At 59.7% G+C, this 24,487-nt stretch carries 29 protein-coding genes; 17 read left to right on the forward strand and 12 right to left on the reverse strand.

Annotated features, from left to right (window positions below):
• Positions 1-2: 2 nt before the first annotated feature.
• On the reverse strand, positions 3-458 hold the full coding sequence (locus J1G33_RS08370) for a flavodoxin (RefSeq protein ID WP_032879551.1): 456 nt from the start codon (positions 456-458) through the stop codon (positions 3-5).
• Between the two features lie 129 nt (positions 459-587).
• Here J1G33_RS08370 and J1G33_RS08375 point away from each other — a divergent pair, with 129 nt between their 5' ends.
• Together J1G33_RS08375 and J1G33_RS08380 are read left to right on the forward strand one after the other, a co-directional pair.
• Positions 588-1,055, forward strand: a complete 468-nt coding sequence (locus tag J1G33_RS08375; RefSeq protein ID WP_032879550.1) for a PAS domain-containing protein — start codon at positions 588-590, stop codon at positions 1,053-1,055.
• 58 nt (positions 1,056-1,113) lie between these two features.
• The gene (locus J1G33_RS08380) at positions 1,114-1,719 is read left to right on the forward strand and encodes a hypothetical protein (RefSeq protein WP_032879549.1); all 606 of its coding nucleotides are present in this window, start codon (positions 1,114-1,116) and stop codon (positions 1,717-1,719) included.
• Positions 1,720-1,721: 2 nt separating this feature from the next.
• Here the strand turns inward: J1G33_RS08380 and J1G33_RS08385 are convergent, their stop codons facing one another.
• Entirely contained in the window at positions 1,722-2,678 is a 957-nt protein-coding gene (locus J1G33_RS08385; protein ID WP_032879548.1) for a MerR family transcriptional regulator, read from the reverse strand.
• Between the two features lie 212 nt (positions 2,679-2,890).
• Between J1G33_RS08385 and J1G33_RS08390 the strand changes: the two genes are divergently transcribed.
• From J1G33_RS08390 to J1G33_RS08415, 6 genes are read left to right on the forward strand one after another with little or no spacing between them, the layout of a single operon-like run.
• Positions 2,891-3,448: an antibiotic biosynthesis monooxygenase gene (locus J1G33_RS08390; protein ID WP_032879547.1), complete on the forward strand. Its 558-nt coding sequence runs from the start codon at positions 2,891-2,893 to the stop codon at positions 3,446-3,448.
• A gap of 58 nt (positions 3,449-3,506) precedes the next feature.
• Complete coding sequence (folM, locus tag J1G33_RS08395; RefSeq protein ID WP_223017942.1) at positions 3,507-4,214, forward strand: dihydromonapterin reductase; 708 nt, start codon at positions 3,507-3,509, stop codon at positions 4,212-4,214.
• 20 nt (positions 4,215-4,234) lie between these two features.
• Positions 4,235-4,795 carry a GTP cyclohydrolase I FolE gene (folE, locus tag J1G33_RS08400; protein ID WP_005791285.1) on the forward strand — a complete coding sequence of 187 codons (561 nt, stop codon included), beginning with the start codon at positions 4,235-4,237 and terminating at the stop codon, positions 4,793-4,795.
• A gap of 2 nt (positions 4,796-4,797) precedes the next feature.
• On the forward strand, positions 4,798-5,169 hold the full coding sequence (folX, locus tag J1G33_RS08405; RefSeq protein WP_032857710.1) for a dihydroneopterin triphosphate 2'-epimerase: 372 nt from the start codon (positions 4,798-4,800) through the stop codon (positions 5,167-5,169).
• A gap of 15 nt (positions 5,170-5,184) precedes the next feature.
• A complete protein-coding gene (locus tag J1G33_RS08410) occupies positions 5,185-5,481 on the forward strand; it encodes a DUF1244 domain-containing protein (RefSeq protein WP_032879544.1) in 297 nt (98 codons plus the stop codon).
• Entirely contained in the window at positions 5,474-5,815 is a 342-nt protein-coding gene (locus J1G33_RS08415) for a HopJ type III effector protein (RefSeq protein ID WP_148852675.1), read from the forward strand. Before J1G33_RS08410 ends, J1G33_RS08415 begins: the two co-directional genes overlap by 8 nt.
• Positions 5,816-5,938: 123 nt before the next feature.
• Here the strand turns inward: J1G33_RS08415 and trxB are convergent, their stop codons facing one another.
• Complete coding sequence (gene trxB, locus J1G33_RS08420) at positions 5,939-6,901, reverse strand: thioredoxin-disulfide reductase (RefSeq protein ID WP_003194076.1); 963 nt, start codon at positions 6,899-6,901, stop codon at positions 5,939-5,941.
• A 294-nt stretch (positions 6,902-7,195) separates the two neighbouring features.
• Here trxB and cysZ point away from each other — a divergent pair, with 294 nt between their 5' ends.
• The 3 genes from cysZ (at position 7,196) to J1G33_RS08435 (ending at position 10,062) form a co-directional block, all read left to right on the forward strand.
• Positions 7,196-7,960: a sulfate transporter CysZ gene (gene cysZ, locus J1G33_RS08425; protein WP_078822280.1), complete on the forward strand. Its 765-nt coding sequence runs from the start codon at positions 7,196-7,198 to the stop codon at positions 7,958-7,960.
• 54 nt (positions 7,961-8,014) lie between these two features.
• Positions 8,015-9,193 carry a glycosyltransferase family 1 protein gene (locus tag J1G33_RS08430; RefSeq protein WP_032879541.1) on the forward strand — a complete coding sequence of 393 codons (1,179 nt, stop codon included), beginning with the start codon at positions 8,015-8,017 and terminating at the stop codon, positions 9,191-9,193.
• Positions 9,194-9,882: 689 nt separating this feature from the next.
• Positions 9,883-10,062 carry a hypothetical protein gene (locus J1G33_RS08435; RefSeq protein ID WP_032879540.1) on the forward strand — a complete coding sequence of 60 codons (180 nt, stop codon included), beginning with the start codon at positions 9,883-9,885 and terminating at the stop codon, positions 10,060-10,062.
• 49 nt (positions 10,063-10,111) lie between these two features.
• Here the strand turns inward: J1G33_RS08435 and J1G33_RS08440 are convergent, their stop codons facing one another.
• The 7 genes from J1G33_RS08440 to rplU all read right to left on the reverse strand — a co-directional run bounded on the left by J1G33_RS08440 (position 10,112) and on the right by rplU (position 15,750).
• A complete protein-coding gene (locus J1G33_RS08440; RefSeq protein WP_032879538.1) occupies positions 10,112-11,215 on the reverse strand; it encodes an NADH:flavin oxidoreductase in 1,104 nt (367 codons plus the stop codon).
• A gap of 219 nt (positions 11,216-11,434) precedes the next feature.
• On the reverse strand, positions 11,435-11,917 hold the full coding sequence (locus J1G33_RS08445; protein ID WP_032879536.1) for a glutathione peroxidase: 483 nt from the start codon (positions 11,915-11,917) through the stop codon (positions 11,435-11,437).
• A gap of 101 nt (positions 11,918-12,018) precedes the next feature.
• A complete protein-coding gene (locus J1G33_RS08450; RefSeq protein ID WP_032879534.1) occupies positions 12,019-12,483 on the reverse strand; it encodes a CreA family protein in 465 nt (154 codons plus the stop codon).
• 16 nt (positions 12,484-12,499) lie between these two features.
• Positions 12,500-13,618 carry a glutamate 5-kinase gene (proB, locus tag J1G33_RS08455; RefSeq protein ID WP_005791305.1) on the reverse strand — a complete coding sequence of 373 codons (1,119 nt, stop codon included), beginning with the start codon at positions 13,616-13,618 and terminating at the stop codon, positions 12,500-12,502.
• 109 nt (positions 13,619-13,727) lie between these two features.
• On the reverse strand, positions 13,728-14,951 hold the full coding sequence (gene cgtA, locus J1G33_RS08460) for an Obg family GTPase CgtA (protein ID WP_032879532.1): 1,224 nt from the start codon (positions 14,949-14,951) through the stop codon (positions 13,728-13,730).
• Positions 14,952-15,143: 192 nt separating this feature from the next.
• Positions 15,144-15,401, reverse strand: a complete 258-nt coding sequence (gene rpmA / locus J1G33_RS08465) for a 50S ribosomal protein L27 (protein WP_003176049.1) — start codon at positions 15,399-15,401, stop codon at positions 15,144-15,146.
• 34 nt (positions 15,402-15,435) lie between these two features.
• Complete coding sequence (rplU, locus tag J1G33_RS08470; protein WP_007950961.1) at positions 15,436-15,750, reverse strand: 50S ribosomal protein L21; 315 nt, start codon at positions 15,748-15,750, stop codon at positions 15,436-15,438.
• A gap of 239 nt (positions 15,751-15,989) precedes the next feature.
• Between rplU and J1G33_RS08475 the strand changes: the two genes are divergently transcribed.
• The 3 genes from J1G33_RS08475 to J1G33_RS08485 all read left to right on the forward strand — a co-directional run bounded on the left by J1G33_RS08475 (position 15,990) and on the right by J1G33_RS08485 (position 17,898).
• Positions 15,990-16,958, forward strand: a complete 969-nt coding sequence (locus tag J1G33_RS08475) for a polyprenyl synthetase family protein (protein ID WP_005791318.1) — start codon at positions 15,990-15,992, stop codon at positions 16,956-16,958.
• A 181-nt stretch (positions 16,959-17,139) separates the two neighbouring features.
• Positions 17,140-17,481, forward strand: a complete 342-nt coding sequence (locus tag J1G33_RS08480; protein WP_005791320.1) for a zinc ribbon domain-containing protein YjdM — start codon at positions 17,140-17,142, stop codon at positions 17,479-17,481.
• 159 nt (positions 17,482-17,640) lie between these two features.
• Positions 17,641-17,898, forward strand: coding sequence for a hypothetical protein (locus J1G33_RS08485; RefSeq protein WP_005791321.1), 258 nt, complete (start codon positions 17,641-17,643; stop codon positions 17,896-17,898).
• Positions 17,899-17,958: 60 nt separating this feature from the next.
• Here J1G33_RS08485 and J1G33_RS08490 read toward each other — a convergent pair whose 3' ends face one another.
• Both J1G33_RS08490 and J1G33_RS08495 read right to left on the reverse strand, forming a co-directional pair.
• Positions 17,959-18,576 (reverse strand): FKBP-type peptidyl-prolyl cis-trans isomerase, encoded by a 618-nt coding sequence (locus J1G33_RS08490; RefSeq protein ID WP_014719893.1) that lies wholly within the window; start codon positions 18,574-18,576, stop codon positions 17,959-17,961.
• A 104-nt stretch (positions 18,577-18,680) separates the two neighbouring features.
• Positions 18,681-19,877 carry an OprD family porin gene (locus tag J1G33_RS08495; RefSeq protein WP_223017943.1) on the reverse strand — a complete coding sequence of 399 codons (1,197 nt, stop codon included), beginning with the start codon at positions 19,875-19,877 and terminating at the stop codon, positions 18,681-18,683.
• Between the two features lie 210 nt (positions 19,878-20,087).
• On the opposite strand from J1G33_RS08495, the gene J1G33_RS08500 reads away from it, so the two are divergent.
• From J1G33_RS08500 to J1G33_RS08510, 3 genes are all read left to right on the forward strand, one after another.
• Positions 20,088-20,984, forward strand: a complete 897-nt coding sequence (locus J1G33_RS08500; RefSeq protein WP_198845094.1) for a LysR family transcriptional regulator — start codon at positions 20,088-20,090, stop codon at positions 20,982-20,984.
• Positions 20,985-21,091: 107 nt separating this feature from the next.
• Positions 21,092-22,519 (forward strand): AbgT family transporter, encoded by a 1,428-nt coding sequence (locus tag J1G33_RS08505; protein ID WP_032879527.1) that lies wholly within the window; start codon positions 21,092-21,094, stop codon positions 22,517-22,519.
• Between the two features lie 19 nt (positions 22,520-22,538).
• Positions 22,539-24,368, forward strand: a complete 1,830-nt coding sequence (locus tag J1G33_RS08510) for a CocE/NonD family hydrolase (protein WP_223017921.1) — start codon at positions 22,539-22,541, stop codon at positions 24,366-24,368.
• Positions 24,369-24,487 lie beyond the last annotated feature (119 nt).

Here is a 24,487-nt window from a genome sequence, read left to right on the forward strand (position 1 = left end):
GCTCAACCGCGCAGCGCGACGACCAGTTCAGCCAGCCAAGGCTCGGCGTCGGCTTCCGGGGTCACGCTTTCGCTGGCGTCCAGGCGCAGCATCGGCAGCACTTCACGCACGCCCAACTCGCCGAACAGTTCGCGCATTTGCTCGCCGCCACCGCAGAACGTATCGCCATAGCTGGCGTCACCCAGGCCGATGACCGCGCCCGGCAGCCCGCGCCAGGCGGCGGGGAGTTGGTCGCGAATGCTTGAGTACAGCAGTTGCAGATTATCGGGCAACTCGCCCATGCCGGTGGTCGAGGTCACCGCAAGGAACGCATCGGGAGCAAACGCCTGCACCTCGCCCAGGCTGGCGCGAGGGTTGTGCCAGGCTTCAAAACCGGCGTCCTTGAGGATTTTTTCCGCATGGCGAGCGACTTCTTCAGCCGTACCGTAGACCGAGCCGGAAAGGATGGCGACTTTCATCAATCTGATCCTGTAGTTGAGTCAAAGCCTGGGATATTAGCAGTCTGTGCCGATAATTCAGCGCGCAGCGTGCAAGAATCAAGACTTGCCTTAAACTTGCACCGTCAAACACAAGCCATGGACCGCTCAATGATTAACGCCAAGCTGCTGCAAATGGTCGTCAATGCCTCAAACGATGGGATCGTCGTTGCCGAGCGTGAGGGCAAGGACAAACCGCTGATCTACGTCAACCCTGCGTTCGAACGCCTGACCGGCTACACCCTGGACGAGATCCTTTATCAGGACTGCCGCTTCCTCCAGTCCGGTGACCGTGACCAGCCGGCACTGATGGCCATTCGTGAAGCCCTCGACAACGGCGGCGCATGTCGCGAGATCCTGCGTAACTACCGCAAGGACGGCACTCACTTCTGGAATGAGCTGTCACTTTCGACGGTGTACAACGAGGCGGACAGGCAAACGTATTTCGTCGGTGTGCAAAAAGACGTCACCACTCAAGTCAAGGCGCAGCAACGCGTCGCCCAGTTGGAAACGCAGTTGGCCGAGCTTAAAAACGAGCTCGCGGCGCTCAAGGCGACGAGTGGAATTAACAAACTGTAAAAAACCCAGTCTTTAGAGCGATAATGGCTTTTTAATGCCTCAGCCTTGAGCTAGATCAATGCACCGCGACACGCTTTTGACGCAGGACGAACTGGACTTTATCCAGGACATGCAGCACAACCCGCAGCTCAATCTGCGGGATGCGTGGTCGAGCCTGACGGTTAATGGCGGCGCGCAGATTCGTGATTTGCTCACGCGGCTGGCCGCTCACGACCAAGTCACCATCCAGGCCCAGTTCGACAACCAGCAGCTCACCTTCCCCCTGCGCTTGGTGGAAGATGAGTTTCATGCGGTGCATCTGCGCCTGGGCGTGCCGAGCATTTTCGAAGACGGGCCGATGATCCGCCCGTGGCGCCTGGCCCTTGAAGCGCCCGTGGCGTTGGAAAACGTCAAGGGCTACCCCAGTGCATTGTGGGTGCACGAAGTATCATTCAAGGGTGTACTGGTAGAAGTGCGCGGCCGGGCGAAACCGCCCAAGACCTTTTCCCTGTGGTTCAGCCCTTCCGGCTACGAACGTATCGCGCTTCGCGGCACGCTGGAGCGGGAAACTGCCCGAGGCCTGTTCGCTTACCGCCTGAGCCAGAGTGATGCAGATGAGACCGAGCGCCTGCGCCAGTTCATTCTGCACCAGCACCGCCTGGTTCATCCCCACGTGCACGCCTGAGTTCAGGTATCCAGGTGACCACTGAGAAACTGCTGCAAGCGGCGCTGCATCAAACGTCCGTCATTGCCCAGGCAACCTATCGATGAGCCTGCCAGGCTGTGCTCGGCGAGGTCCGAGGCATCGCCAGCCAACAGCAACGGGCAATTGAGCGTCAATGCCAGGCGACTGAGCCGCGAAGGCAGTTCTGCACCGGGAGAATGGTTGGAAAACAGCACCAGGGCTTGTGGCCGAGTTCTCTCGCAGACCAGCGTCAACTCATCGAGCGGTTGGCCAACACCCAGGACTTTTACCGCGAGCTTGTCGCTGGATATCAATAAACCCGCGACCAATAGTTCCAGCTCACGACACTCGCCGGCAATGGCGGCCAGCAACACCCTCGGTGCCGGTGAAGCACACGCCAATTGCAGCCGTTGAGCGGTGCGCGAACGCAGGAAGTTGTCGAAAAACAGCCATTCGCTGGCTTGGCCAAAACGCCCCTGGTGACGCAGCAGTTGCTGCCAGAGGGGCATCATGATGTCCTGAAATACGACGGTGGTTGAATAAGCGCTGAAGATTTGTCCGTACAACTGCCCCAGTTCACGATCATCAAAAGCGCTGATGGCCACCCGCAGTTGCGCCTGCCACTGCTGCCATTCCAGTTCGATATCGCTGCGTGACGCCGTGGCCAGCTCGCCGGGCCGTTGATCACGCGCCAGGATCTTGCCCACTTTGCTCACCGCTACGCCGCGTTCGATCCAGTCAAGAATGCGATGAACCGTGTCGATATCGGTGCTTGAGTACAGCCGATGCCCACTTTCGGTGCGAACGGGCTGAATCAAGCCATAGCGACGCTCCCAGGCACGTAAAGTCACCGGGTTAACGCCTGTAAGTCTTGCCACTTCACGAATTGGAAACAGCACTTCGGGGTCAGCGTGACTATCAGGTGATGCTTCAAGAGACGGAGCAATGATTTGGGGCATCAGCTGTCAGCAATATCCATATGGATTTGTATCTTATTTAACGCCCATTGATGCCCATGATTCAAGATCTACGGCGATCCATCCGAAGTTTCTGGCGTATTTCGGCAAAACAGGAATAATCCTTGCCTGTTTTTTACGTCGCTGCAGCACCCCGCAGCCTCGTTCGTGCGCCGCTTACCCGGCCCAGCGCACTCGATACCTGGAGATACACCATGTCTACCTCACCCGTCACGTTGATGGTTGCGCGCCGCGTCGCCAAAGGTCGCTACGAAGAATTGATGGCTTGGCTGCGCGAAGGCGAGCAATTGGCCACTGACTTCCCGGGTTACCTGGGTTCCGGCGTACTCGCCCCGCCACCCCATGATGATGAGTTCCAGATCATCTTCCGCTTCGCCGATGAGAAAACCCTGCACGCCTGGGAATTTTCCGCCTCGCGCAGCGCCTGGCTGAGTCGCGGAAGCGAGCTGTTTGCCAACCCTTGCGAGCGTCGTGTCAGCGGTATCGATGGCTGGTTTGGTGCCGTAGGGGCACGCCCGCCGCGCTGGAAACAGGCGGTCGCGATTTGGCTGGCGTTCTTCCCGGTGTCATTGTTGTTCAACTTCGGTCTCGGCCCGCTGCTTGGCGAGTTGGACCTGTTCAGCCGTGTACTGGTCAGCACCGCCGCCCTGACGCCGCTGATGGTTTACCTCTTTATTCCGCTCTCGACGCATCTGTTGGCGAACTGGCTGCACCCCTCGCCACCGCGCAAAGTCACCGAAGCCGCCGTATGAGCACAGGGGCCGGGTCGCTGGTATAGTTTGCGTCTGCCAGCGACTTGAGCCTCCCATGATTGCAACCCACGCACCGATCCTGATCACCGGTGCCGGCCAGCGCGTCGGCCTGCATTGTGCTGAGCGCCTGTTGGATGATGGCTACTCGGTGATTTTCAGTTACCGCAGCGAACGCCCAGGTGTGCAGGCGCTACGTGAACGAGGGGCCATCGGCGTATTTGCCGACTTTTCCAGCGAAGCCGGGATTCTTGCCTTCATCGCGCAGCTGCAAACCCATACCCAAAGCCTGCGTGCGATCATCCACAATACTTCGGCCTGGGTCGCAGAAACACCGGGCGACGAAAGCCGCGCGTTTATCGATATGTTCAGCGTACACATGCTTGCGCCGTACCTGATCAACCTGCATTGTTCACCCTTGCTGCAACGCTCGACACCTGCCGATATCGTGCACATCAGCGATGACGTGGTGCGCAAGGGCAGCCGTCAGCACATCGCCTATTGCGCCACCAAGGCCGGCCTCGACAGCCTCACGCTATCGTTTGCCGCGCAGTTCGCGCCGCTGATCAAGGTCAACGGTATCGCGCCGGCCATGGTGATGTTCAACGAAGGCGACGACGCGGCCTATCGCGCCAAGGTCCTGGCCAAGTCGGCCCTGGGCATCGAGCCCGGGCCTGAGGTGATCTACCAGAGCGTGCGTTACCTGCTGGACAACCCCTATGTCACCGGTACCACCCTGACCGTCAACGGCGGGCGGCATATCAAGTAAGCCGTTTGCGAGGATGTTGTATGACCCTTTCCCTGCCCCACCACTACCGCGAAATCCTCAAGGGCCTGGGCGAAGACCCAGAGCGCGAGGGCCTGCTCGACACGCCCAAGCGTGCCGCCAAGGCCATGCAGTACCTGTGTCATGGCTACGCGCAGAACCTGGAAGAAATCGTCAACGGCGCGCTGTTCGCCTCCGACAATGACGAGATGGTGATCCTCAAGGACATCGAGTTGTACTCGTTGTGCGAGCATCACCTGCTGCCCTTTATCGGCAAGGCGCACGTGGCCTATATTCCGACCGGCAAGGTGCTGGGCCTGTCTAAACTGGCGCGCATCGTCGACATGTTTGCCCGGCGCCTGCAGATCCAGGAAAACCTTACGCGGCAAATCGCCGACGCCATCCAGGACGTGACCCAGGCTGCCGGCGTGGCGGTGGTGATCGAAGCCAAGCACATGTGCATGATGATGCGCGGCGTGGAGAAACAGAATTCAACCATGAACACCTCAGTGATGCTCGGCGCCTTCCGCGAATCGAACACCACGCGCATGGAGTTCCTGCAATTGATTGGACGGAGCAAGTAGCAATGCCACAACTTCAACCAGGCATGGCGCGCATCCGGGTCAAAGACCTGTGCCTGCGCACTTTTATTGGCATCAACGAGGACGAAATCCTCAACAAGCAGGATGTGCTGATCAACCTGACCATCCTGTATGCCGCCCAGGACGCCGTGCGCGACAACGATATCGACCACGCCTTGAACTACCGCACCATCACCAAGGCGATCATCGCCCATGTGGAAGGCAACCGCTTCGCCCTGCTGGAGCGCCTGACCCAGGAATTGCTGGACCTGGTGATGAGCAACGAATCGGTGTTGTACGCCGAGGTGGAAGTCGACAAGCCCCACGCGCTGCGCTTTGCCGAGTCGGTTTCGATCACTCTAGCCGCCAGCCGCTGATACTAAGTGAGCCCTATGAACGACCAACAACGCCTCGAACTTGAAGCCGCCGCCTTTCGCCGATTGGTGGCCCATCTGGACAGCCGCAAGGATGTGCAGAATATCGACCTGATGAACCTGGCCGGCTTTTGCCGCAACTGCCTGTCCAAGTGGTACAAGGCCGAGGCCGATGAGCGCCAGATCGAGGTCAGCCTCGATGACGCCCGTGAAGTGGTGTACGGCATGCCGTACGCCGAGTGGAAAGCCCAATACCAGCAAGAAGCCAACGCCGACCAACAGGCCGCGTTCGCCAAAGGAAAACCCCATGACTGATCTGAACACCCTGCGCGCCAGCCTCAACAGTGGCGAACACGTCTTTGCCGACACCCTGGCCTTTATCGCCGACGGTTACGACTACCAGCCACAAGCGTTCACCAATGGCGATGTGGAAAACGCAGCCGGACAAAACGAAGGTTCGTGCAAGACCCTGGGTTTGGCGTTGCTGGAAGGCTTGAGCGATCAGGAAGCGTTGCTGGCGTTTGGCGAGCATTACCGGTCGGTGGTGGCGACGCCTGAGGGCAGTGACCATGGCAATATTCGGGCGTTGATTGCCCATGGGTTGGATGGGGTAAAATTTGCCGCGCAGCCCCTGGCTCGCAAATCCTGAGTCAAATACATATCCAAATGTGGGAGGGGGCTTGCTCCCGATAGCAGGTTTCAGCCAAGTATTAGTTGGCTGACACACCGCTATCGGGAGCAAGCCCCCTCCCACATTTTTTTGCAGCGTTGTTTAGAACGAAGCGTCCTTCAAACCATCGAGGTAGCGCTCGGCATCCAGGGCCGCCATGCAACCGGCGCCGGCCGAGGTGATGGCCTGGCGGTAGACGTGGTCAGCCACGTCGCCGGCAGCGAAAATGCCTTCGATGTTGGTCGCGGTAGCATTGCCTTCGCGGCCGCCCTGCACCACCAGGTAGCCATCTTTGGCTTCCAGCACGCCTTCGAACAGCGAGGTGTTCGGGGTGTGGCCGATGGCGATGAATACACCGTCGACTTTCAATTCGTCGAAGCTGCCATCGTTGTTCTTCAGGCGCGCACCGGTCACGCCCATGTTGTCGCCCAGGACTTCATCCAGGGTGGCGTTGAGCTTCAGGATGATCTTGCCTTCTGCCACACGGGCATGCAGCTTGTCGATCAGGATCTTCTCGGCGCGGAAGGTCTCGCGACGGTGAACCAGGGTCACAGTGCTGGCGATGTTGGCCAGGTACAGCGCCTCCTCCACAGCGGTGTTACCACCACCGACCACAGCGACCGGCTTGTTGCGGTAGAAGAAACCGTCGCAGGTAGCGCAGGCCGAAACCCCCTTGCCCATGAACGCTTCTTCCGATGGCAGGCCCAGGTAACGAGCACTGGCACCGGTGGCGATGATCAGGGCGTCACAAGTGTAGACGCCACTGTCGCCGGTCAGGCTGTAAGGCTTCTTGGAGAAGTCGACCTTGTTGATGTGATCAAACACGATCTCGGTTTCAAAGCGCTCGGCGTGCTCTTTCATACGCTCCATCAGCACCGGGCCGGTCAGTCCGTGGACATCGCCCGGCCAGTTGTCGACTTCGGTGGTGGTGGTCAACTGACCGCCCGCCTGCATGCCGGTGATCAGCAGCGGCTTGAGGTTGGCCCGGGCAGCATAGACGGCAGCGCTGTAACCGGCAGGGCCGGAACCGAGAATAATCACTCGCGAATGGCGGGTATCAGACATGACTCGCTCCTATCGACCGCCCGGACTACAAGGCGGCTGGAATAAAAAAGGGACCACGAAGCACTTGGGGAAGGCTTGAACTCGCAGGCCCTGAAAATAATGGGTGCAGCGTATCGAGGGGGGCAAGATTAAGGAAATACGGAATAACAATCCAGCTCATAGGTGGTCTCTATGCAGTCGGCCCGATTAATCGACGCCATTGCTCCCCCTAATGTTACTGATGATGTCGCCGCTTTCGCCCACGATACAAAGCCGGTAAGGTCGGCGCGTTCGTCATCCTGCTCGGAGTTCACCATGCCCGCCCCCGCTCTTTCCGGTCCGCAATACCTGCGTGAAGGCCTCAAACTGGTGTTGAGCCCCGGCTTGCGCTTGTTTGTGCTGCTGCCGCTGGCGATCAACCTGGTGCTGTTCGTCGGCTTGATCTATTTCGCCGGCCATCAGTTCAGCCTGTGGGTCGACCATCTGATGCCGACGCTGCCCAGTTGGCTGAGTTTTCTGAATTACCTGTTGTGGCCATTGTTTGTGGTGTTGGTGGTGCTGATGGTGTTTTTCACCTTCACCATGCTCGCCAATATCATCGCAGCGCCGTTCAACGGCTTTCTCTCGGAGAAGGTTGAAGTGGTGGTGCGCGGCACCGATGACTTTCCGGCGTTCAGTTGGGGTGAGTTGATCGCCATGGTGCCGCGTACCCTGGCCCGGGAAATGCGCAAGCTGGGCTACTTCCTGCCACGAGCTATCGGACTGTTTATCCTGTCGTTCATTCCAGTGGTCAACCTGATCGCTGCGCCGCTGTGGTTGCTCTTTGGCGTATGGATGATGGCAATCCAGTACATCGACTACCCGGCCGACAACCACAAACTGGGCTGGAACGAGATGCTCGCCTGGCTGCGCCAGAAGCGCTGGCAGAGCATGAGCTTCGGCGGTGTTGTCTATCTGGTGCTGCTGGTGCCGGTGGTCAACCTGCTGATGATGCCGGCGGCAGTCGCCGGGGCGACGTTGTTCTGGGTGCGTGAGCAAGGTGCCGAGGCGATGACGCAGCAGGCCGTGACCCCGTCATAAATCCATCATCACTCAGACACAATGGCGACATGGCCCGCGGTGACACTGTGGGTCATGACGACAGCCTCGCTTCACATCACCCTCATTACCGAAACCTTCCCGCCGGAAATCAACGGCGTGGCCAATACCCTTGGCCGCCTGTGCGAGGGTTTGCGCTCGCGTGGTCATCAGGTCGAACTGGTGCGTCCACGCCAGGGCGCTGATCAGAGCCGACCGAGTGACGATCAACTGCTGCTGTGCCGCGGCTGGCCATTACCCGGTTACCCAGGGCTGCAATGGGGCCAATCGTCGATGCGCAAACTGCTCAGACGCTGGAGCCGCCAGCGCCCGGACGTGTTGTATATCGCCACCGAAGGGCCGTTGGGTTTATCCGCTCTGCGTGCGGCGCGGCGTTTGGGAATCAGTGTTGTCAGCGGCTTTCATACCAACTTCCAGCAGTATTCGAACCAGTACGGCTTGAGCCTGCTCAGTCGCATGGTCACCCATTACCTGCGCTGGTTTCACAACCGATCGAGCCTGACCCTGGTACCAAGCGCCAGTCAGCGCCTGGAACTGGAGCGTCGGCATTTTGAGCGCCTGGGGATGTTGGCCAGAGGCGTCGACAGCCAATTGTTCCACCCCGCCAAACGCGACAGCGCTCTGCGGGAAAGCTGGGCCTTGAATAATGAGCAAATCGCAGTGCTGCATGTAGGGCGGCTGGCCCAGGAAAAGAACCTGGGCCTGCTCAAGCGCTGTTTCGAGACCTTGCAGAACAGATACCCCTTGCGTCAGATGAAACTGATCATCGTCGGTGATGGACCACAACGAGCAATGCTGGAAAAGGACCTTCCCGAAGCAATTTTCTGCGGTGCCTTGCGCGGTGAAGAACTGGCTCGTCATTACGCGTCCGGCGATGTGTTCCTGTTCCCCAGCCTGACCGAAACCTTTGGCAATGTGGTACTGGAGGCCATGGCGTCAGGGTTGGGGGTGGTGGCCTACGACCAGGCTGCCGCCACACAGCATATTCGTCACGGCTACAACGGGGTGCTGGCGATGCCGGGTGACGAAAATGCGTTTTGCGATGCCGCCAATTGGCTGCTGGAGGACGCAGAGAGTCTACGCCGTATGCGCCTCAACGCGCGTCAACACGCGAGCCGCCAGGGCTGGCCAGCGATTGTCGAACAGTTCGAGCAGCAGTTACGAGGTGTGTGTGGGGAACATTTTATCGTCCCAACACAGCCGCACGCAGGCTGAAGACTCAGCAATGACTGTAAGTCACTTCACCTGCCTGACAGACGAGCCCCCGAGTAATGGCCCAGGCGTTAGGCTTTTTCGCGCCAGAGCGCCTGAATAAGCGCCCCCACACAGGATATTTCTGGAACGCTGCAGGATTTATCACCACCCACATGACACCTGTCTTATCAGGGGTGTCTTTTACAGATCGCACCCAAGAGGCAGGCATTCATGATGGAAACTTAAGAGATAACTATGTCGACACTGATAAACGAATCCATGGTTCCACGGTACCCGACTACCGATACCTTCAGCCAGAGGCCTACGGGGCCCGACAATGGCTGGTACCGCCCGCAGCAACCCCCACGTCCCGACTATGGCTGGCATCGTCCGCAGCAACCCTCACAACCCGATTACGGCTGGCATCGTCCGCAGCAACCCACACAACCCGACTATGGCTGGCATCGTCCGCAGCAACCCTCACAACCCGATTATGGCTGGCATCGTCCGCAGCACCCCACACAACCCGATTATGGCTGGCATCGTCCGCAGCAACCCTCACAACCCGATTACGGCTGGCATCGTCCACATCAGCCCACACGCCCCGACTACGGCTCGCATCGTCCACAGCAACCCACACATCCATACGACCAAACCCTGACGCAGCCAGTACGCCCCTATTGATCAGCCAACCCCAGGAGATACGGAACATGTCAATTTATGGAATGGGTGTACGCAATGGTGTCAACATGCCAACCGCGCAATGGACCCAGCAGCAACAATGGCTGGATCAAGCCCGTGCTGAACCGCCAATCTACGGCCAGCCTGGCCATAAAGACACGCTCAAGACTGATCACAGTAAAGAGTTGAATAAGCGACCAGAGTATTAATCGCTAAAGAGAAGAAACTCCCTGTGACGCTCACAGGGAGTCCAGCCTTTTACACCAGAGTGGTCAACGCGTCGCGACTGAAGGGCAAGATGTCCCCTTCACGCCCTTCGCGCACCTTCACGGCCCAATCAGGATCCACCAGCAGCGCACGCCCTACGGCCACCAGGTCGAACTCATCGTTATTCAGGCGCTCCAGCAGCTTTTCGAGGCTGGCAGGTTGCGCGACCTTGTCGGTGTTGACCATAAATTGCAGGAACTCGCCATCCAGGCCAACACTGCCCACGGTGATAGTCGGCTTACCCGTGAGCTGACGCGTCCAGCCAGCCAGGTTGAGGTCGGAGCCTTCAAACTCCGGCTCCCAGAAACGGCGAGTGGAGCAGTGGAAAATATCTACGCCGGCCTCAGCCAATGGCTTGAGGAACTCACCCAGCGCCTCAGGGGTTTGCACCAGGCGTGCGGTGTAGTCCTGCTGCTTCCACTGCGAGAAACGCAGGATGATCGGAAAATTCGGCCCTACAGCAGCACGGGTGGCCTCGATCAGCTCAATGGCAAAGCGCGAACGGTTGGCCAGGCTGCCACCGTATTCGTCGGTGCGCTGGTTGCTGCCCTCCCAGAAGAATTGATCCACCAGGTAACCGTGGGCGCCATGGATTTCTACACCGTCCATGCCGATCGCCTGGGCGTCACTGGCAGCTTGGGCGAAGGCGTTGATCACGTCCCTGATGTCCTGTTGCGTCATACCGTGCACAACCACGTTGCCGTCCTTGAGCTTTTCCATCGGGCCATAAGCAGGCACGCTGGCATCAGGCTCGGTGCCAATACGGCGCACGCTACCCACATGCCACAACTGCGGGACAATCTTGCCGCCTTCGGCGTGTACCGCGTCGACCACTTTCTTCCAGCCGGCCAGCGCGGCCTCACCGTAGAAGTGCGGGACGTTGGGGTAGCCGTTGGACGCCCGGTGATCGACCACGGTGCCTTCAGTGATGATCAGGCCCACACCGGCCGCCGCACGACGACGGTAGTACTCGATGACCTTGGAGTTGGGTACACCACCCGGAGAGAACGAACGGGTCATGGGCGCCATGACCACGCGGGTCGACAGTTGCAGTCCACCGAGTTGGAAGGGTTTGAACAAGGCTTGGACAGGCATGGAGCACTCCACCAGGACGGGATTTATGACGCGGATAATATGGTGAGTGTGCAGCGCTTAGTAGCACTATTGATCTGGGTGATTAAAGGGGTAGAAGTAGCCGAATACCTGTAGGAGCGAGCTTGTTCGCGAAGAATCCGGGAACACGCGTTAAGTCAGGATCAACGCGTTATCGTTGGCGATCTTCGCGAGCAAGCTCGCTCCTACAGTGGGTGTGTTTCAGCTCAGGGCTTTTTCGATGGCCTGCATGATAGTCGGGTCGTCCGGGGACGTACGCGGCGAGAAGCGCGCGAGTACCCGGCCATCTTTACCCAACAGGAATTTCTCGAAGTTCCAGGTGATGTCCCCTGGAAACTCGGCGCCCTCACCTGCCAGCAAGCGGTACAGCTGATGACGATCCGGGCCGTTGACCTCGAGCTTGCTGCCCAGGGGAAAACTCACCCCGTAGTTCAGGCTGCAGAACTCGCGGATCTCTTGTTCGGTCCCCGGTTCCTGGCCTGCAAACTGATTGCACGGCAAGCCGAGCACCGTGAATCCCTGGTCCCTGTATTGCTGGTAGAGGTTTTCCAACGCCGCGTATTGCGGGGTCAAACCACATTTGGACGCCACATTGACCACCAGCACAACCTGGCCCTTGAAGGGCGCCAGCGGTAGCTCTTGTCCGTCCAGGGCTTTGAGTTTCAGATCGTGGAAAGCACTCATGACGAACTCCAGATATCCCATATTCTTTGCATTGCAGCTCTCGGAGCTTACAACCGGCGAGTCTTCAATCATAGACGCCGGTGACAAAACTCGCCTGCAGGTTACTGAGCGGTCGGCCAGGGCAGAATCGGAATCGCCGTCACCGCGTTCTGCGGGCTGCCTTCGATCAGGCGGTCGCTGTAGACCAGATACACCAGGGTATTGCGCTTCTTGTCGAGGAAACGCACCACCTGCATGGTCTTGAACACCAGGGAGGTGCGTTCCTTGAAGACTTCGTCCCCGTCCTTGAGTTCGCCCTTGAAATGGATCGGGCCAACCTGGCGGCAGGCAATCGAGGCCTCAGCGCGGTCTTCGGCCAGGCCCAGGCCGCCTTTGACGCCGCCGGTCTTGGCACGCGACAGGTAGCAGGTCACGCCGTCAACCTTGGGGTCGTCAAACGCCTCGACCACAATCCGGTCGTTAGGGCCGACAAACTTGAACACCGTCGAGACCTGGGCGATTTCTTCCGCCGAGGCCAGCAGTGGCATGAGCAATAACAGGCCGAGTAATCCCTTCATTACACGCATCGGGTATTCCTTTCGTTTAAACCAGGATGAGGTTATCGCGGTGCACCAGTTCCGGTTCCGCCATGTAACCCAAGAGTCCGACAATCGCGTCAGACGATTGTCCAATTATCTTCTGTGCTTCAAGGGCGCTGTAGTTGGCCAGGCCACGGGCAATCTCACGACCGTCCGGCGCGACGCACACCACCATTTCGCCACGGCGGAAGCTGCCCTGCACCAGCTTGACGCCCACCGGCAGCAAGCTCTTGTTGCCTTGGGACAACGCCGACACCGCGCCCTCATCCAGCACCAGGGTGCCACGGGTTTGCAGATGCCCGGCCAACCACTGCTTGCGCGCTGCCAGCATGCCGCGTTCCGGTGATAGCAGCGTACCGATGCGCTCACCGGCCTTGAGGCGATCCAGCACACGCTCCAGGCGCCCACCAACGATGATGGTATGGGCACCGGAACGCGCAGCCAGGCGAGCGGCGCGCAGTTTGGTCTGCATACCGCCACGGCCCAGGGCACCGCCGACACTGCCGGCGACCGCATCCAGTGCCGGGTCATCGGCGCGGGCTTCGTAGATCAACTGGGCATCGGGGTTGTTGCGCGGGTCAGCGTCGAACATGCCGTCGCGGTCGGTGAGGATCACCAACAGGTCGGCTTCCACCAGGTTGGCCACCAGCGCAGCCAGGGTGTCGTTGTCGCCGAAACGGATTTCGTCTGTGACCACGGTGTCGTTTTCATTGATGACCGGGATGACCTTGAGCTCCACCAAGGCGCGCAAGGTGCTGCGGGCATTGAGGTAGCGCTTGCGGTCGGACAGGTCGTCGTGGGTCAGCAGGATCTGCGCCGTGTGGCGGCCGTGCTCGGCAAAGCTGGACTCCCAGGCTTGCACCAGGCCCATCTGGCCGATGGCCGCGGCGGCTTGCAGTTCGTGCATCGCGCTGGGTCGCGCGGTCCAGCCGAGGCGGCTCATCCCGGCGGCAACCGCCCCGGACGACACCAGCACCAACTCGACACCGGCCTCATGCAAGGCCACCATCTGCTCGACCCAGACGCTCATGGCTGCGCGATCCAGCCCCTTGCCATCGGCCGTCAGCAACGCACTGCCGATCTTCACGACCCAGCGCTGCGCACCTGTCACTTTGCTCCGCATCATCTTCAACCTTAGAGTGAGGGCCGCGCGACCCAGCGCCGCCCATAACGTTATACCCGGATACCAAAACGCCGCTCCAGGGAGCGGCGTTCAAGTTTATCGCAACGAATCAATCGCGCACGTAAATGATTTCCGGACCGTCTTCATCATCCACGTCTTCTTCGTCCCAATCATCGTCGCCGATGTCATGGACCGACTTCACGCCGCTGCGGCGCAGGGCACGCTGGTCGTCCAGGGCCTGCAACTGGGCACGGGCTTCGTCTTCGATCTGCTGGTCAAGCTCGGCAAGCTCGGCCTTGAATACCGGGTCGGCCGCCAGGCGGTCGGCTCGGTCTTCCAGGTAACGCATGATGTCGCGGGTCAGGCGTTCGGTGCCTTCTTTGGCAATGGCCGAGATCACATAGACCGGGCCTTCCCATTCCAGGCGATCGACGATTTCCTTGACGCGCTCTTCGTGCTCTTCCTCAAGGATCTGGTCGCACTTGTTCAGGACCAGCCAGCGATCACGCTCGGCCAGGGCCGGGCTGAACTTGGTCAGCTCGCTGACGATCACTTCGGCGGCATCCGCAGCGCTGGTGTCATCCAGCGGCGCCATGTCGACGAGGTGCAGCAGCAAACGGGTGCGGGACAAGTGCTTGAGGAAGCGAATGCCCAGACCAGCACCGTCGGAAGCCCCTTCGATCAGGCCAGGAATGTCGGCAACCACGAAGCTCTTCCAGCGGTCGACGCTGACCACGCCCAGGTTTGGCACCAGGGTGGTGAACGGGTAGTCGGCGACCTTCGGCTTGGCGGCCGATACCGAGCGGATGAAGGTACTTTTGCCGGCGTTCGGCAGGCCCAACAGGCCCACGTCGGCGAGTACTTTCATTTCCAGCTTCAGGTCACGCTGTTCGCCCGGCTTGCCCGGCGTGGTCTGGCGCGGCGCACGGTTGGTACTGGACTTGAATCGGGTGTTACCCAGGCCGTGCCAGCCGCCCTGCACAACCATCAGTTTCTGGCCGGCCTTGGTCAGGTCGCCAATCACTTCCTGTGTCGCGGAATCGATGATCGTGGTGCCGACCGGTACGCGCAGTATCAGGTCTTCACCTTTTTTGCCGGTGCAGTCGGTGCTGCCGCCGTTGGAGCCACGCTCGGCATCGAAGTGCCGGGTGTAACGGTAGTCGACCAGGGTGTTGAGGTTTTCGTCGGCCATCATGTAGATGGAGCCACCGTCACCGCCGTCACCGCCGTTCGGACCACCGTTTTCGATGAATTTTTCGCGACGGAAACTCATGCAACCGTTACCGCCGTCGCCTGCTTTTACTCGGATGGAAACTTCATCAACGAACTTCATAACAAAACGCCTCTCGCCGCATGGACGAGCTTAAGAAACCAAGACATAAGACTCTTGCAAAAATGAGCGCAGCGACCTCAATCAGCGACCGCAAACTTGCGCCTGAGCTCATCACAAACAGCTTTGCAAGAGACTCACTCCACAAACGAAAAAGCCCCGTCGCAAGACAGGGCTTTTCCAGCGATCTCGCAATTAAGCTGCGACAACGCTCACGTAACGGCGGTTGAACGCGCCCTTTACTTCGAACTTGATCACGCCTTCGATTTTAGCGAAGAGGGTGTGATCTTTACCCATGCCAACACCGTAACCGGCGTGGAATTGGGTGCCGCGCTGACGCACGATGATGTTGCCCGGAATGATTTTCTGGCCGCCATACATCTTCACGCCAAGGCGTTTGGCTTCTGAGTCGCGACCGTTACGGGTACTACCACCAGCTTTTTTGTGTGCCATGAGTCAATTCTCCTAGTGAGGAATTAGGCTGAAATTAAGCCTGAATACCGGTGATTTTGATCTCGGTGTACCACTGGCGGTGGCCCATACGCTTCATGTGGTGCTTACGACGACGGAACTTGATGATGCGGACTTTATCGTGACGACCTTGGGAGATCACTTCAGCCACAACGGTAGCGCCAGCAACAACTGGAGCGCCGATGTTCACGTCATCGCCATTGGCGACCAACAGAACGCGATCAAAAGTAACGGATTCGCCAGTAGCGACTTCCAGTTTCTCGATCTTCAGGTATTCACCTGGGGCGACTTTGTATTGCTTGCCACCAGTAACAATTACTGCGTACGACATGGTATTTCTCCGATAATCCTGCTCACCCAGCGCTTTATAAGAAGAAGTATTGGCTGGCATGGCTGCATGGGATGGACGTCCCGAATGCAATTGCGTAAGGCAGGTGCTGCCCAGGAAGTTCAGGGTGCGCGATTGTACGCAAGGTAAATGGGTGTTGCAAGGGGCCGTCTATCGCGCCTTGACACCCGGGGGTCAGGGTCCTAGCATGCCGCGCAACCCTTCTGGAGCGACTGTCGCTGATGCAACCCCAAGCTTTCTACCGCGCGGTCGCGGACGATTTTAGCGCCGTCGACGGCATCATCAAGCAGCAGCTGACGTCTAAAGTGCCGCTGGTCTCCAAAATTGGCGACTATATTACGTCGGCGGGCGGTAAACGCCTGCGTCCTTTATTAGTACTGCTGTGTGGCAAGGCGCTGGGCCGCGAAGGCGATGACCTGCGCTTGCTGGCCGCGACCATCGAGTTCCTGCACACCGCCACCCTGCTGCATGACGACGTGGTCGACATGTCCGGTATGCGGCGTGGCCGCGAGACCGCCAATGCCATGTGGGGCAACGCACCCAGCGTGTTGGTGGGCGACTTCCTGTACTCGCGCTCGTTCGAAATGATGGTCGAACTGGGCTCGATGCCGGTGATGAAGATTCTTTCACAGGCCACGCGCATCATCGCCGAAGGCGAAGTGTTGCAGCTGTCCAAGGTCCGCGACGCCAGCACCACCGAAGAAACCTATATGGAAGTGATTCGCGGCAAAACCGCGATGCTCTTCGAAGCGTCCACCCACAGCGCTGCCGCGCTGTGTGGCGCCACCGCCGAACAGGCCGAAGCCCTGCGTACCTTTGGCGATCACCTGGGCGTGGCGTTCCAACTGGTGGATGACCTGCTCGACTACAAGGGAGACGCCGAAACCCTGGGCAAGAACGTCGGTGACGACCTGGCCGAGGGCAAGCCAACCTTGCCGCTGATCTACACCATGCGCGAAGGCACGCCGGAACAGGCCGCCCTGGTGCGCAAGGCCATCCAGAAAGGCGGGATCGAAGACCTGGAGGCCATCCGTGCCGCCGTCGAAGCCTCCGGTTCCCTGGAGTACACCGCGCAACTGGCGCGTGACTACGTGGCGCGGGCGATCCAGTGCCTGGAAGCCTTGCCGGCCAGTGAATACCGGGATGCATTGGTGGAACTGAGTGAGTTCGCTGTGGCCCGTACTCACTGATTCCGCGTTGATTAATGTGGGAGCTGGCTTGCCTGCGATGACGGTAGTGAACTCACCATCGCTATCGCAGGCAAGCCAGCTCCCACATTTAGATCGCATTCACCACTGACCTCCCCGCTCCCGCCGCAAAACCCTATATAATGTGCGACTTTTAGTCATCCCTGAATCTCAAGGAGCTTTAGTGAGCACGTTGCCACCCTGCCCGAAATGCAATTCCGAATACACCTACGAAGACGGCACCCAACTGGTCTGCCCGGAATGCGCCCATGAGTGGTCCGCCAATGGCGAGGCCGAAGTGGCCGGCGATGAGACCGTGAAGAAAGACTCTGTGGGCAACGTCCTGCAGGACGGCGACACCATCACCGTGATCAAGGACCTCAAGGTCAAGGGCACCTCACTGGTGGTCAAGGTCGGCACCAAGGTCAAGAACATCCGCCTGTGCGACGGAGACCACGATATCGACTGCAAGATCGACGGTATCGGCCCGATGAAACTCAAGTCCGAGTTCGTGCGCAAGGTCTGAAGCTGCTGCATCCATCCCGCGCCCGCCGCGGGATGGCGTTTCGCCCTCCTGATTGATCGAAAACAATATCCACACAAAAAAACCCGGAAACCGCCAATAGATACTTGCTATTCTACGAATAAGAATTATTCTCATTGAAGCTCATCAAGGAGAACGACCATGACTTATTTGATAGATGCCTGGCTGGATCGCCCCCACCCTTACCTGCGAATCCTGCATCGGGAAACCGGCGAAGTCTGTGCGGTGCTTGAGGAAGAAGCGCTGAACGAACTACAGGACCAGGGTGACCTGGACGTCAATGGCCTGAGTTCCAGTGAGCCTGGAGTACTGAAAGAAGTGGTGAGGAATTTGTTTCTGTTCTGCTATGCCCGAGCATTGCGCCCGGCGACCGACTTGAATGGCAAGTTCCATCCATGAAGAAACTGGCAAATGCCTGTTGGGGCGAACGCGTTCGTCCCAACAGGTAACCAGCAGGTCTTACAGAACGTCGAGCAGCTCGACGTCGAATACCAGAACGCTGTGCGGCGGGATGCTGCCAACGCCTTGAGCGCCGTAAGCCAGTTCGCTCGGCACGTACAGACGCCATTTGCTGCCGGCATTCATCAGTTGCAGGGCCTCGGTCCAGCCGGCGATCACGCCGCCAACCGGGAATTCTGCAGGCTGGCCGCGCTCGTAGGAGCTGTCGAACACAGTGCCGTCGATCAAGGTGCCGTGGTAGTGGGTACGCACTTGATCTTCACGGGTCGGCTTGGCGCCGGTGCCGGCAGTCAGCACTTCAAATTGCAGGCCGGAAGCCAGGGTGGTGATGCCATCACGCTTGGCGTTTTCAGCCAGGAAAGCCAGGCCGGCACCCGCGGCGGCTTCAGCCTTGGCAGCGGCTTCGGCTTGCATGATCTCGCGGATCACTTTGAAGCTGGCAGCCATTTGCTCCTGGTCAACACGGCTCGGCTGGCCTGCAAATGCGTCGGTCAGGCCGGCCAGGATTGCGTCCAGGCTCACGCCCGGCGGCGGGTTGTCGCGCAGTTGGTCGCCCAACTGACGGCCGATACCGTAGCTGACGCGGGTTTCGTCGGTGGACAGATTAACTTCGGACATGAAGAGGCTCCGCTGTAGGACAACAGGGTTTCCCGCGCTGCCCAGAACTAAAAGGGCCCGCAGACTAGCACACAAGAGCAGCCCATGATCAGCCCCCTCCCCGGCTACCAGAGCGCCAGGTCGTAGGTCAGGTACAACCGGTAGTTGTCCCGATCACTGGCATAAGTCGAGCGGTAAGTGGCCTTGCGCAACTCCACGCCCAGTCCTTTGAACGTGCTGTCCTGGACCACATAGCGCAGATTCGTGTCGGACTCCCACTCACGCGCCTCGCGCCCTTTGAACTCGCCGTTTTGCCCTTTGTAGTAGCGGGTCATGAAACTCAAGCCCGGCAGTACCGCCGTCAAGTCATAGTCGTAGCGCAGCATCCATGTCTGCTCACCAGCCTGGATGAACTTGCCAACACCGGCGTTACTGAAGGAATACACCGTCGACACGCTGGCATACGGCAACGCTGTGTCGCCGCTGACTTTCTGATAACCAACACCCAGCGCCTGCGGGCCCAGGCGGTAAGTGAACAGACCGCTGAACATGTCACTGTCGACCTCGCCGTTACGCGCCTCACCCGCTTCGTTACTAATGAAGTAGCGCAAGTCGCTGGTCAGTGTGCCGCTGCCCAACGGCTGCTTATGCACCAGGCCAAAGAATTGCTGGCGATAGAATTGGCGCATTTCACCGTAGTACCAGGTGCCGCTGAGCTTCGGCGTAAACGCGTAGCTAGCGCCGGCAAAATCGAAATCACTACCCTTTTTTCCGCTGTAGCCCTGGGGATAAATATCCACACTGTCAGTGGAGTTACGCAACTTGAATTTGTCCAGGTGCCCAGCGTGCAGGTACAGGTCACGAATACCACTGTATTCCACTTGTGTGCCCTGGAAGGTCTGCGGTAACAAGCGGCCATCGTTGTGCACCAGCACCGGGATTTTCGGCAGCAACGTGCCGGTTTTCACCACTGCATCGCCCCAGCGCATCTTGGCCGTGACGCCCAGGCTGGAAAACTCACTGGCCGCATGACCATCGTCGTGCACAGGTAACAAGCCCGTCCCGGCGTGCGTCGGGCTGGAGTCGAGACGCAGGCCCGCCAGCCCCAGGGCATCCAGGCCAAAACCCACGGTGCCCTCGGTATAACCAGACTGAAGATTAAGCAGAAAACCCTGAGCCCATTCCTTGCGGTCTTCACCACCGTCGCGGTAACCGTCGTTGAAGTAGAAGTTGCGCAAGGTCAATCGGCCGTGGGAATCCTCCCAGAAACCCTGGGCCATCAATGTCGGTGACAGGCTCGCCAGCAGCCCCGCCGAGACCATTCCCCCTTTCGTGAAAAACTCACGCATAAACCATTCCTCAATGCCGTGTTGTGTTTTTTATGGGCAGTTGCACCGCGCGGCAGGCTGGACGGCATGTCGCGTTGGAGCGGACACTAACGGCTCGTCGACAGCCCCACAACGTTATGCGAGAAGCGCATCAGGCTATGCGTGAAGTACCGGCCGCCCTTCCCAACCGACAGGAAAAACACGGTGAACCTCAAGCAACTCGAAGCCTTCAAAGCGATCATGGCCACCGGCTCGACCATCGGCGCAGCAACGCGCATGGGCCTGTCGCAATCGGCGGTCAGCCGCCTGCTGAGCCAGTTGGAAGAGCACTTGGGTTTTGCCTTGTTCCTGCGCAAGAAGGGCCGCCTGATGGCGACGCCCGAAGCCGAGGAACTGCTCGCCGAAGTCGCCGGACTGGTGGATGGCATGCAACGAATCCAGCGCCTGGCCGACGAAATGCGCGTGGGCCGCTCACGCAAGAGCCTGCTCAAGGTCGGGGTGCCCACCAGCATGACCCAGGAGCTGTTGCCGCGCATCGTGGCGCAGTTTCTCAAGGAGCATGACGACATTGTCGTGGAACTGCTGACCGGTTCTTACGACACGATCGAGCGTGCGGTGCTGGACCGTTCCGCCGACCTGGGCTTTGTACGCCTGCCCACGGAAATACCTGACTTCGATGTCGAGCCGGTGCTGCAAACCGAAGGCGTCTGCGTGATGCCCGCCGACCATCCGCTGACCCGTCACGCCTGCATCGAAGTGCAGCATCTGCGCGATGTGCCGTTGGTGATGCTCGGCCGGCAACGGGCATTGCGGGCCGAGCTGAACCAGGTGTTTCGTGCCGCCAACCTCACGCCGCAGGTGCGGGTCGAGGTGCACTCGGTCGGGGCTGCGTGCAGCTTCGTTGCCGAGGGGCTGGGGGTGTCGATCGTCAATGGTCTGCTGGCCAGCCACTTCCGGCACTTGCCCATCGTCACCCGCCCGTTTCGCCCGGCGCTGCCCTACGCATTCGGCCTGGCGTTTCGCGCCAACGAGCCCAGGTCGCAGCTGGTGAACGCGTTTGCCGAGCATCTCAAGCAGCGTCTGTCCGCACAAAACGCATAGCCCAACCCAACCCACGCATAACGTTGTCGCCGCGAAAACTTTGCCCTAGTGTCCGCCCCACACGTGTCACCCCTATAACAATAACGGCGCAAGCCGGGGCCACTAGCATGAGCGAATCCCAGAGCATCCCCACCCAAGCAGCGGTGGGAAATACCACGCAACGCAAGCAGATCAATCCCGCCATCATCCTGCTGAGTATCGTCCTGCTCGCAGTGGCGTTTACCTACGCCGTGAACTCGGGCACGTTCCAGCGCCAGAATGGCCTGGTGATCCCGGGCTCTTACCAGGTGCTGGAAAAACACGACTCCCTGAGCCAACTGTTCGCACTGGAACCACGCAAAGCCGGCGACACCGTGGCGCGCCCGGTGTCCCTGGTGGAAGGCTTCATGGCGATTCCCCAGGGCATCGAGAAGCGTGCGGCACTGATTTTCATGGTGCTGTTCATCGGTGGCATGTTCGGCGTGCTGAACAAGGCCGGGGTGATCGACGCCGGGCTGGAGCGCATGCTGGGTCTGACACGGGGCAATATCTATGTGCTGGTGCCGTGCCTGATGCTGGTGTTTTCCGCCGGCAGTACCTTCATGGGGCTGGCCAAGGAATTTATTCTCATCGTGCCGTTGATGGTTGCCATGGCTAATCGGCTGGGGCTGTCGAACCTGATCGGGCTGGCCATCGTCACGATCTCAGTCAAGATCGGCTACCTGGCCTCGATATCCAATCCAGTGGCGCTGTCCGTGGCCCAGCCGATGGTCGGGCTGCCGATCTTCAGTGGCCTGAGCATGCGTGTGCTCGCCTACTGCAGCTTCCTGCTGGTGGGCATTGCCTTCGTGCTGTGGAGTATTCGCAAGCACGGTTACGATGCCACGGCGCAGATCACTTTCGAAAGTACGCCGTTGCCCCTGCGCCATCTGATCAACCTGATCGTACTGCTGACGGGCATCGCTTTCCTGGTCTACGCCTCCAACCGCTGGGGCTGGAAATACCATGAGCTGTCGGCGTTCTACCTGCTGCTGACGCTGGCCTTCAGCGTGATCGCCGGGCTCGGCGCCAGCGTTGCCGCCAGTGCCTTTGTCGATGGAATGAAGAAGGTGCTGATCGCCGGCGTGCTGATCGGTCTGGCTACCGCCGTGGAGATCATCCTCAGTACCGGCCAGGTCCTGGACACCATCGTCAACAGCCTGGCCAACCTGGTGGGCGACCATGGTCCGATCGTGTCGGCCTACGGCATGTTCTTCGCACAACTGGGGCTGGATGTGCTGATCCCATCCACCTCCGGCCAGGCGGCGGTAACCATGCCGATCTTCGGGCCCTTGGGTCAGTTGTCCGGCGTCAGCCCGCAGACCACGGTGTTCGCATTTCTGATGGGCAATGGCCTGACCAACATGATCACCCCCACGTCCAGCGGCCTGCTGGTGCTGTTGGCCACCGCCAATGTCGGTTGGGGCCAATGGGCGCGCTACATCCTGCCGCTGTTCCTGATCTACGCCGTGCTGGCGATGGTGTTGCTGGCCATTGCGGTAACGAGCGGGTACTGAATCGATGAGTGTTCTCCCCATGCATATTCTGCACAACCAAATGATCCGGATGCGTGACGGCATCCACCTGGCCACTGACATCTATGTGCCGGAGGACAGCAATGGGCCGTTTCCGGTGGTGATCGAGCGCACGCCCTACGACAAGAGCAAACCCTCCCGCTCGGAAAAACAGCTCGACGGCCAACACATCTCCCGTGAGCAAATGGCCGCACGGTTTACCGAGCAAGGCTTTGTCGCAATTTTCCAGGACTGCCGTGGACGCTACGCCTCCGAAGGCACATTCACCAAATACACCGCCGAGGGCGAAGACGGTTTCGACACCCTGGCCTGGATCATCCAACAGCCCTGGTGCAACGGCAAGATCGGCAGTATGGGCTTGTCTTATGCTGCCCACACACAACTGGCGATGGCTTGCCTGCACCCGCCGGGCCTGAGCAGCATGGTGCTCGACAGCGGCGGCTTCGCCAACGCCTACCATTGCGGGATTCGCCAGGGCGGCGCCTTCGAACTCAAGCAGGCCACCTGGGCCTTTCGCCAGGCCAAGGAAAGCCCTGCTGCCCTGGCCGACCCGTTGGTTCGTGAAGCGCTGGAACAGGAAGATATTTATCAGTGGTTCACGCGTATGCCATGGCAACCCGGGCAATCGCCCCTGCGCCATGTGCCGGAATACGAAGCCTATGTGTTGGAGCAATGGGCTCAGGGCACCTTCGGTGAGTATTGGCAAAAGTCTGGCCTCTATGCCGAAGGTCACTACGCACAACTGCCCGATATCCCGGTGCTGTTCATGTCCAGTTGGTACGACGCCTACGTCAGTTCGACCCTGGCCAATTACCGCGCCTTCACACTCCAAGGTACGGCCAGCCAACGACTGGTGATGGGCCCGTGGCTGCACGGCGACCGTAATATCAGCCACAGCGGCGATGTGGAATTCGGCCCGCAAGCCGCCTTTGACGGCCAGGTCGATCAGGATTGGCTCAGTTGCCGACTGGCCTGGTTCGAGCAATCCCTCAAGCCGTCGCCGCGAACCACAACGACCAGCGTACAGGTGTTTCTGATGGGGGGCGGCAGCGGTAACCGCGACGAAAACGGACGCCTGCACCATGGCGGCCGCTGGCTGCACACCACGCAATGGCCGCTGCCCGGCAGCCAAACACTGACCCTCTATCTGAATGCACACAGGCAGTTGAGCCACACGGCACCTGTCGAGGCTGACGCCCACTTGAGTTACCGCGCCGACCCGGCCCACCCGGTCCCGACCATCGGCGGCGCACTAACCTCCGGTGCCCCCGTGTTTGTCGGCGGAGCCTTCGATCAACGGGAGCGCCTCGATTTTTTCGGCACCCAAGGGGACAACCGTCCCCTGGCCCAGCGCGATGACGTGCTGGTGTTCCAGACCGAGCCGCTCGACGACGACCTGATCGTCGCCGGTGACGTGCAGATCGAGCTGTGGATCGACAGCGATGCACCCGACACCGACTTCACCGCCAAGCTGGTGGACGTGTACCCGCCCAGCGCCGACTATCCCGAGGGCTTTGCGATGAACATCACCGACGGCATCCGCCGCTGTCGTTATCGCAACTCATGGGAACAACCGACGGCCCTGACGCCGGGTGAGCGAGTGAAAGTGCTGATCGAGCCTTTCGCCACCTGCAACCTGTTCAAGCGCGGCCATCGGTTGCGCCTGGACATCGCCAGCAGCAATTTCCCGCGCTTTGACGTCAACCCCAACAGCGGCGAGCCTTCAGGCCAGGCCAGCCACCCTCGGGTTGCCCACAATAATGTGCACCTGAGCCACGCCGCCGCCTCCTGCCTCAGGCTTACCGTGGTGCCCAACACGGCGGAGTCCTGAGCGCATCGGATCGCCATTGCTGCACGGTAATGGCGACCCTTCGTCACCCCGCAAGAAAAGTACTTCAGAATCATCCTTTGCCGCCGATACAGCCCTACACATCTTGGCTGGCTCAAACA

The sequence above is a fragment of the Pseudomonas sp. P867 genome (assembly GCF_019891455.1).
Classification (GTDB): domain Bacteria; phylum Pseudomonadota; class Gammaproteobacteria; order Pseudomonadales; family Pseudomonadaceae; genus Aquipseudomonas; species Aquipseudomonas synxantha_A.

Bases quoted from the DNA above. Each gene is read 5' to 3' on its own strand.
- J1G33_RS08490 (WP_014719893.1), bottom strand. From the start codon at position 18,576: ATGTCCGAAGTTAATCTGTCCACCGACGAAACCCGCGTCAGCTACGGT.
- J1G33_RS08475 (WP_005791318.1), top strand. From the start codon at position 15,990: ATGCAACCCCAAGCTTTCTACCGCGCGGTCGCGGACGATTTTAGCGCC.
- folX (WP_032857710.1), top strand. From the start codon at position 4,798: ATGCCACAACTTCAACCAGGCATGGCGCGCATCCGGGTCAAAGACCTG.
- J1G33_RS08440 (WP_032879538.1), bottom strand. From the start codon at position 11,215: ATGCCTGTCCAAGCCTTGTTCAAACCCTTCCAACTCGGTGGACTGCAA.
- J1G33_RS08430 (WP_032879541.1), top strand. From the start codon at position 8,015: ATGACGACAGCCTCGCTTCACATCACCCTCATTACCGAAACCTTCCCG.
- cysZ (WP_078822280.1), top strand. From the start codon at position 7,196: ATGCCCGCCCCCGCTCTTTCCGGTCCGCAATACCTGCGTGAAGGCCTC.
- rplU (WP_007950961.1), bottom strand. From the start codon at position 15,750: ATGTCGTACGCAGTAATTGTTACTGGTGGCAAGCAATACAAAGTCGCC.
- J1G33_RS08370 (WP_032879551.1), bottom strand. From the start codon at position 458: ATGAAAGTCGCCATCCTTTCCGGCTCGGTCTACGGTACGGCTGAAGAA.
- cgtA (WP_032879532.1), bottom strand. From the start codon at position 14,951: ATGAAGTTCGTTGATGAAGTTTCCATCCGAGTAAAAGCAGGCGACGGC.
- J1G33_RS08415 (WP_148852675.1), top strand. From the start codon at position 5,474: ATGACTGATCTGAACACCCTGCGCGCCAGCCTCAACAGTGGCGAACAC.
- J1G33_RS08390 (WP_032879547.1), top strand. From the start codon at position 2,891: ATGTCTACCTCACCCGTCACGTTGATGGTTGCGCGCCGCGTCGCCAAA.
- J1G33_RS08380 (WP_032879549.1), top strand. From the start codon at position 1,114: ATGCACCGCGACACGCTTTTGACGCAGGACGAACTGGACTTTATCCAG.
- J1G33_RS08485 (WP_005791321.1), top strand. From the start codon at position 17,641: ATGACTTATTTGATAGATGCCTGGCTGGATCGCCCCCACCCTTACCTG.
- J1G33_RS08385 (WP_032879548.1), bottom strand. From the start codon at position 2,678: ATGCCCCAAATCATTGCTCCGTCTCTTGAAGCATCACCTGATAGTCAC.
- J1G33_RS08410 (WP_032879544.1), top strand. From the start codon at position 5,185: ATGAACGACCAACAACGCCTCGAACTTGAAGCCGCCGCCTTTCGCCGA.
- J1G33_RS08510 (WP_223017921.1), top strand. From the start codon at position 22,539: ATGCATATTCTGCACAACCAAATGATCCGGATGCGTGACGGCATCCAC.
- trxB (WP_003194076.1), bottom strand. From the start codon at position 6,901: ATGTCTGATACCCGCCATTCGCGAGTGATTATTCTCGGTTCCGGCCCT.
- J1G33_RS08445 (WP_032879536.1), bottom strand. From the start codon at position 11,917: ATGAGTGCTTTCCACGATCTGAAACTCAAAGCCCTGGACGGACAAGAG.
- J1G33_RS08495 (WP_223017943.1), bottom strand. From the start codon at position 19,877: ATGGTCTCGGCGGGGCTGCTGGCGAGCCTGTCACCGACATTGATGGCC.
- J1G33_RS08435 (WP_032879540.1), top strand. From the start codon at position 9,883: ATGTCAATTTATGGAATGGGTGTACGCAATGGTGTCAACATGCCAACC.
- proB (WP_005791305.1), bottom strand. From the start codon at position 13,618: ATGCGGAGCAAAGTGACAGGTGCGCAGCGCTGGGTCGTGAAGATCGGC.
- J1G33_RS08450 (WP_032879534.1), bottom strand. From the start codon at position 12,483: ATGCGTGTAATGAAGGGATTACTCGGCCTGTTATTGCTCATGCCACTG.
- rpmA (WP_003176049.1), bottom strand. From the start codon at position 15,401: ATGGCACACAAAAAAGCTGGTGGTAGTACCCGTAACGGTCGCGACTCA.
- folE (WP_005791285.1), top strand. From the start codon at position 4,235: ATGACCCTTTCCCTGCCCCACCACTACCGCGAAATCCTCAAGGGCCTG.
- J1G33_RS08505 (WP_032879527.1), top strand. From the start codon at position 21,092: ATGAGCGAATCCCAGAGCATCCCCACCCAAGCAGCGGTGGGAAATACC.
- J1G33_RS08375 (WP_032879550.1), top strand. From the start codon at position 588: ATGATTAACGCCAAGCTGCTGCAAATGGTCGTCAATGCCTCAAACGAT.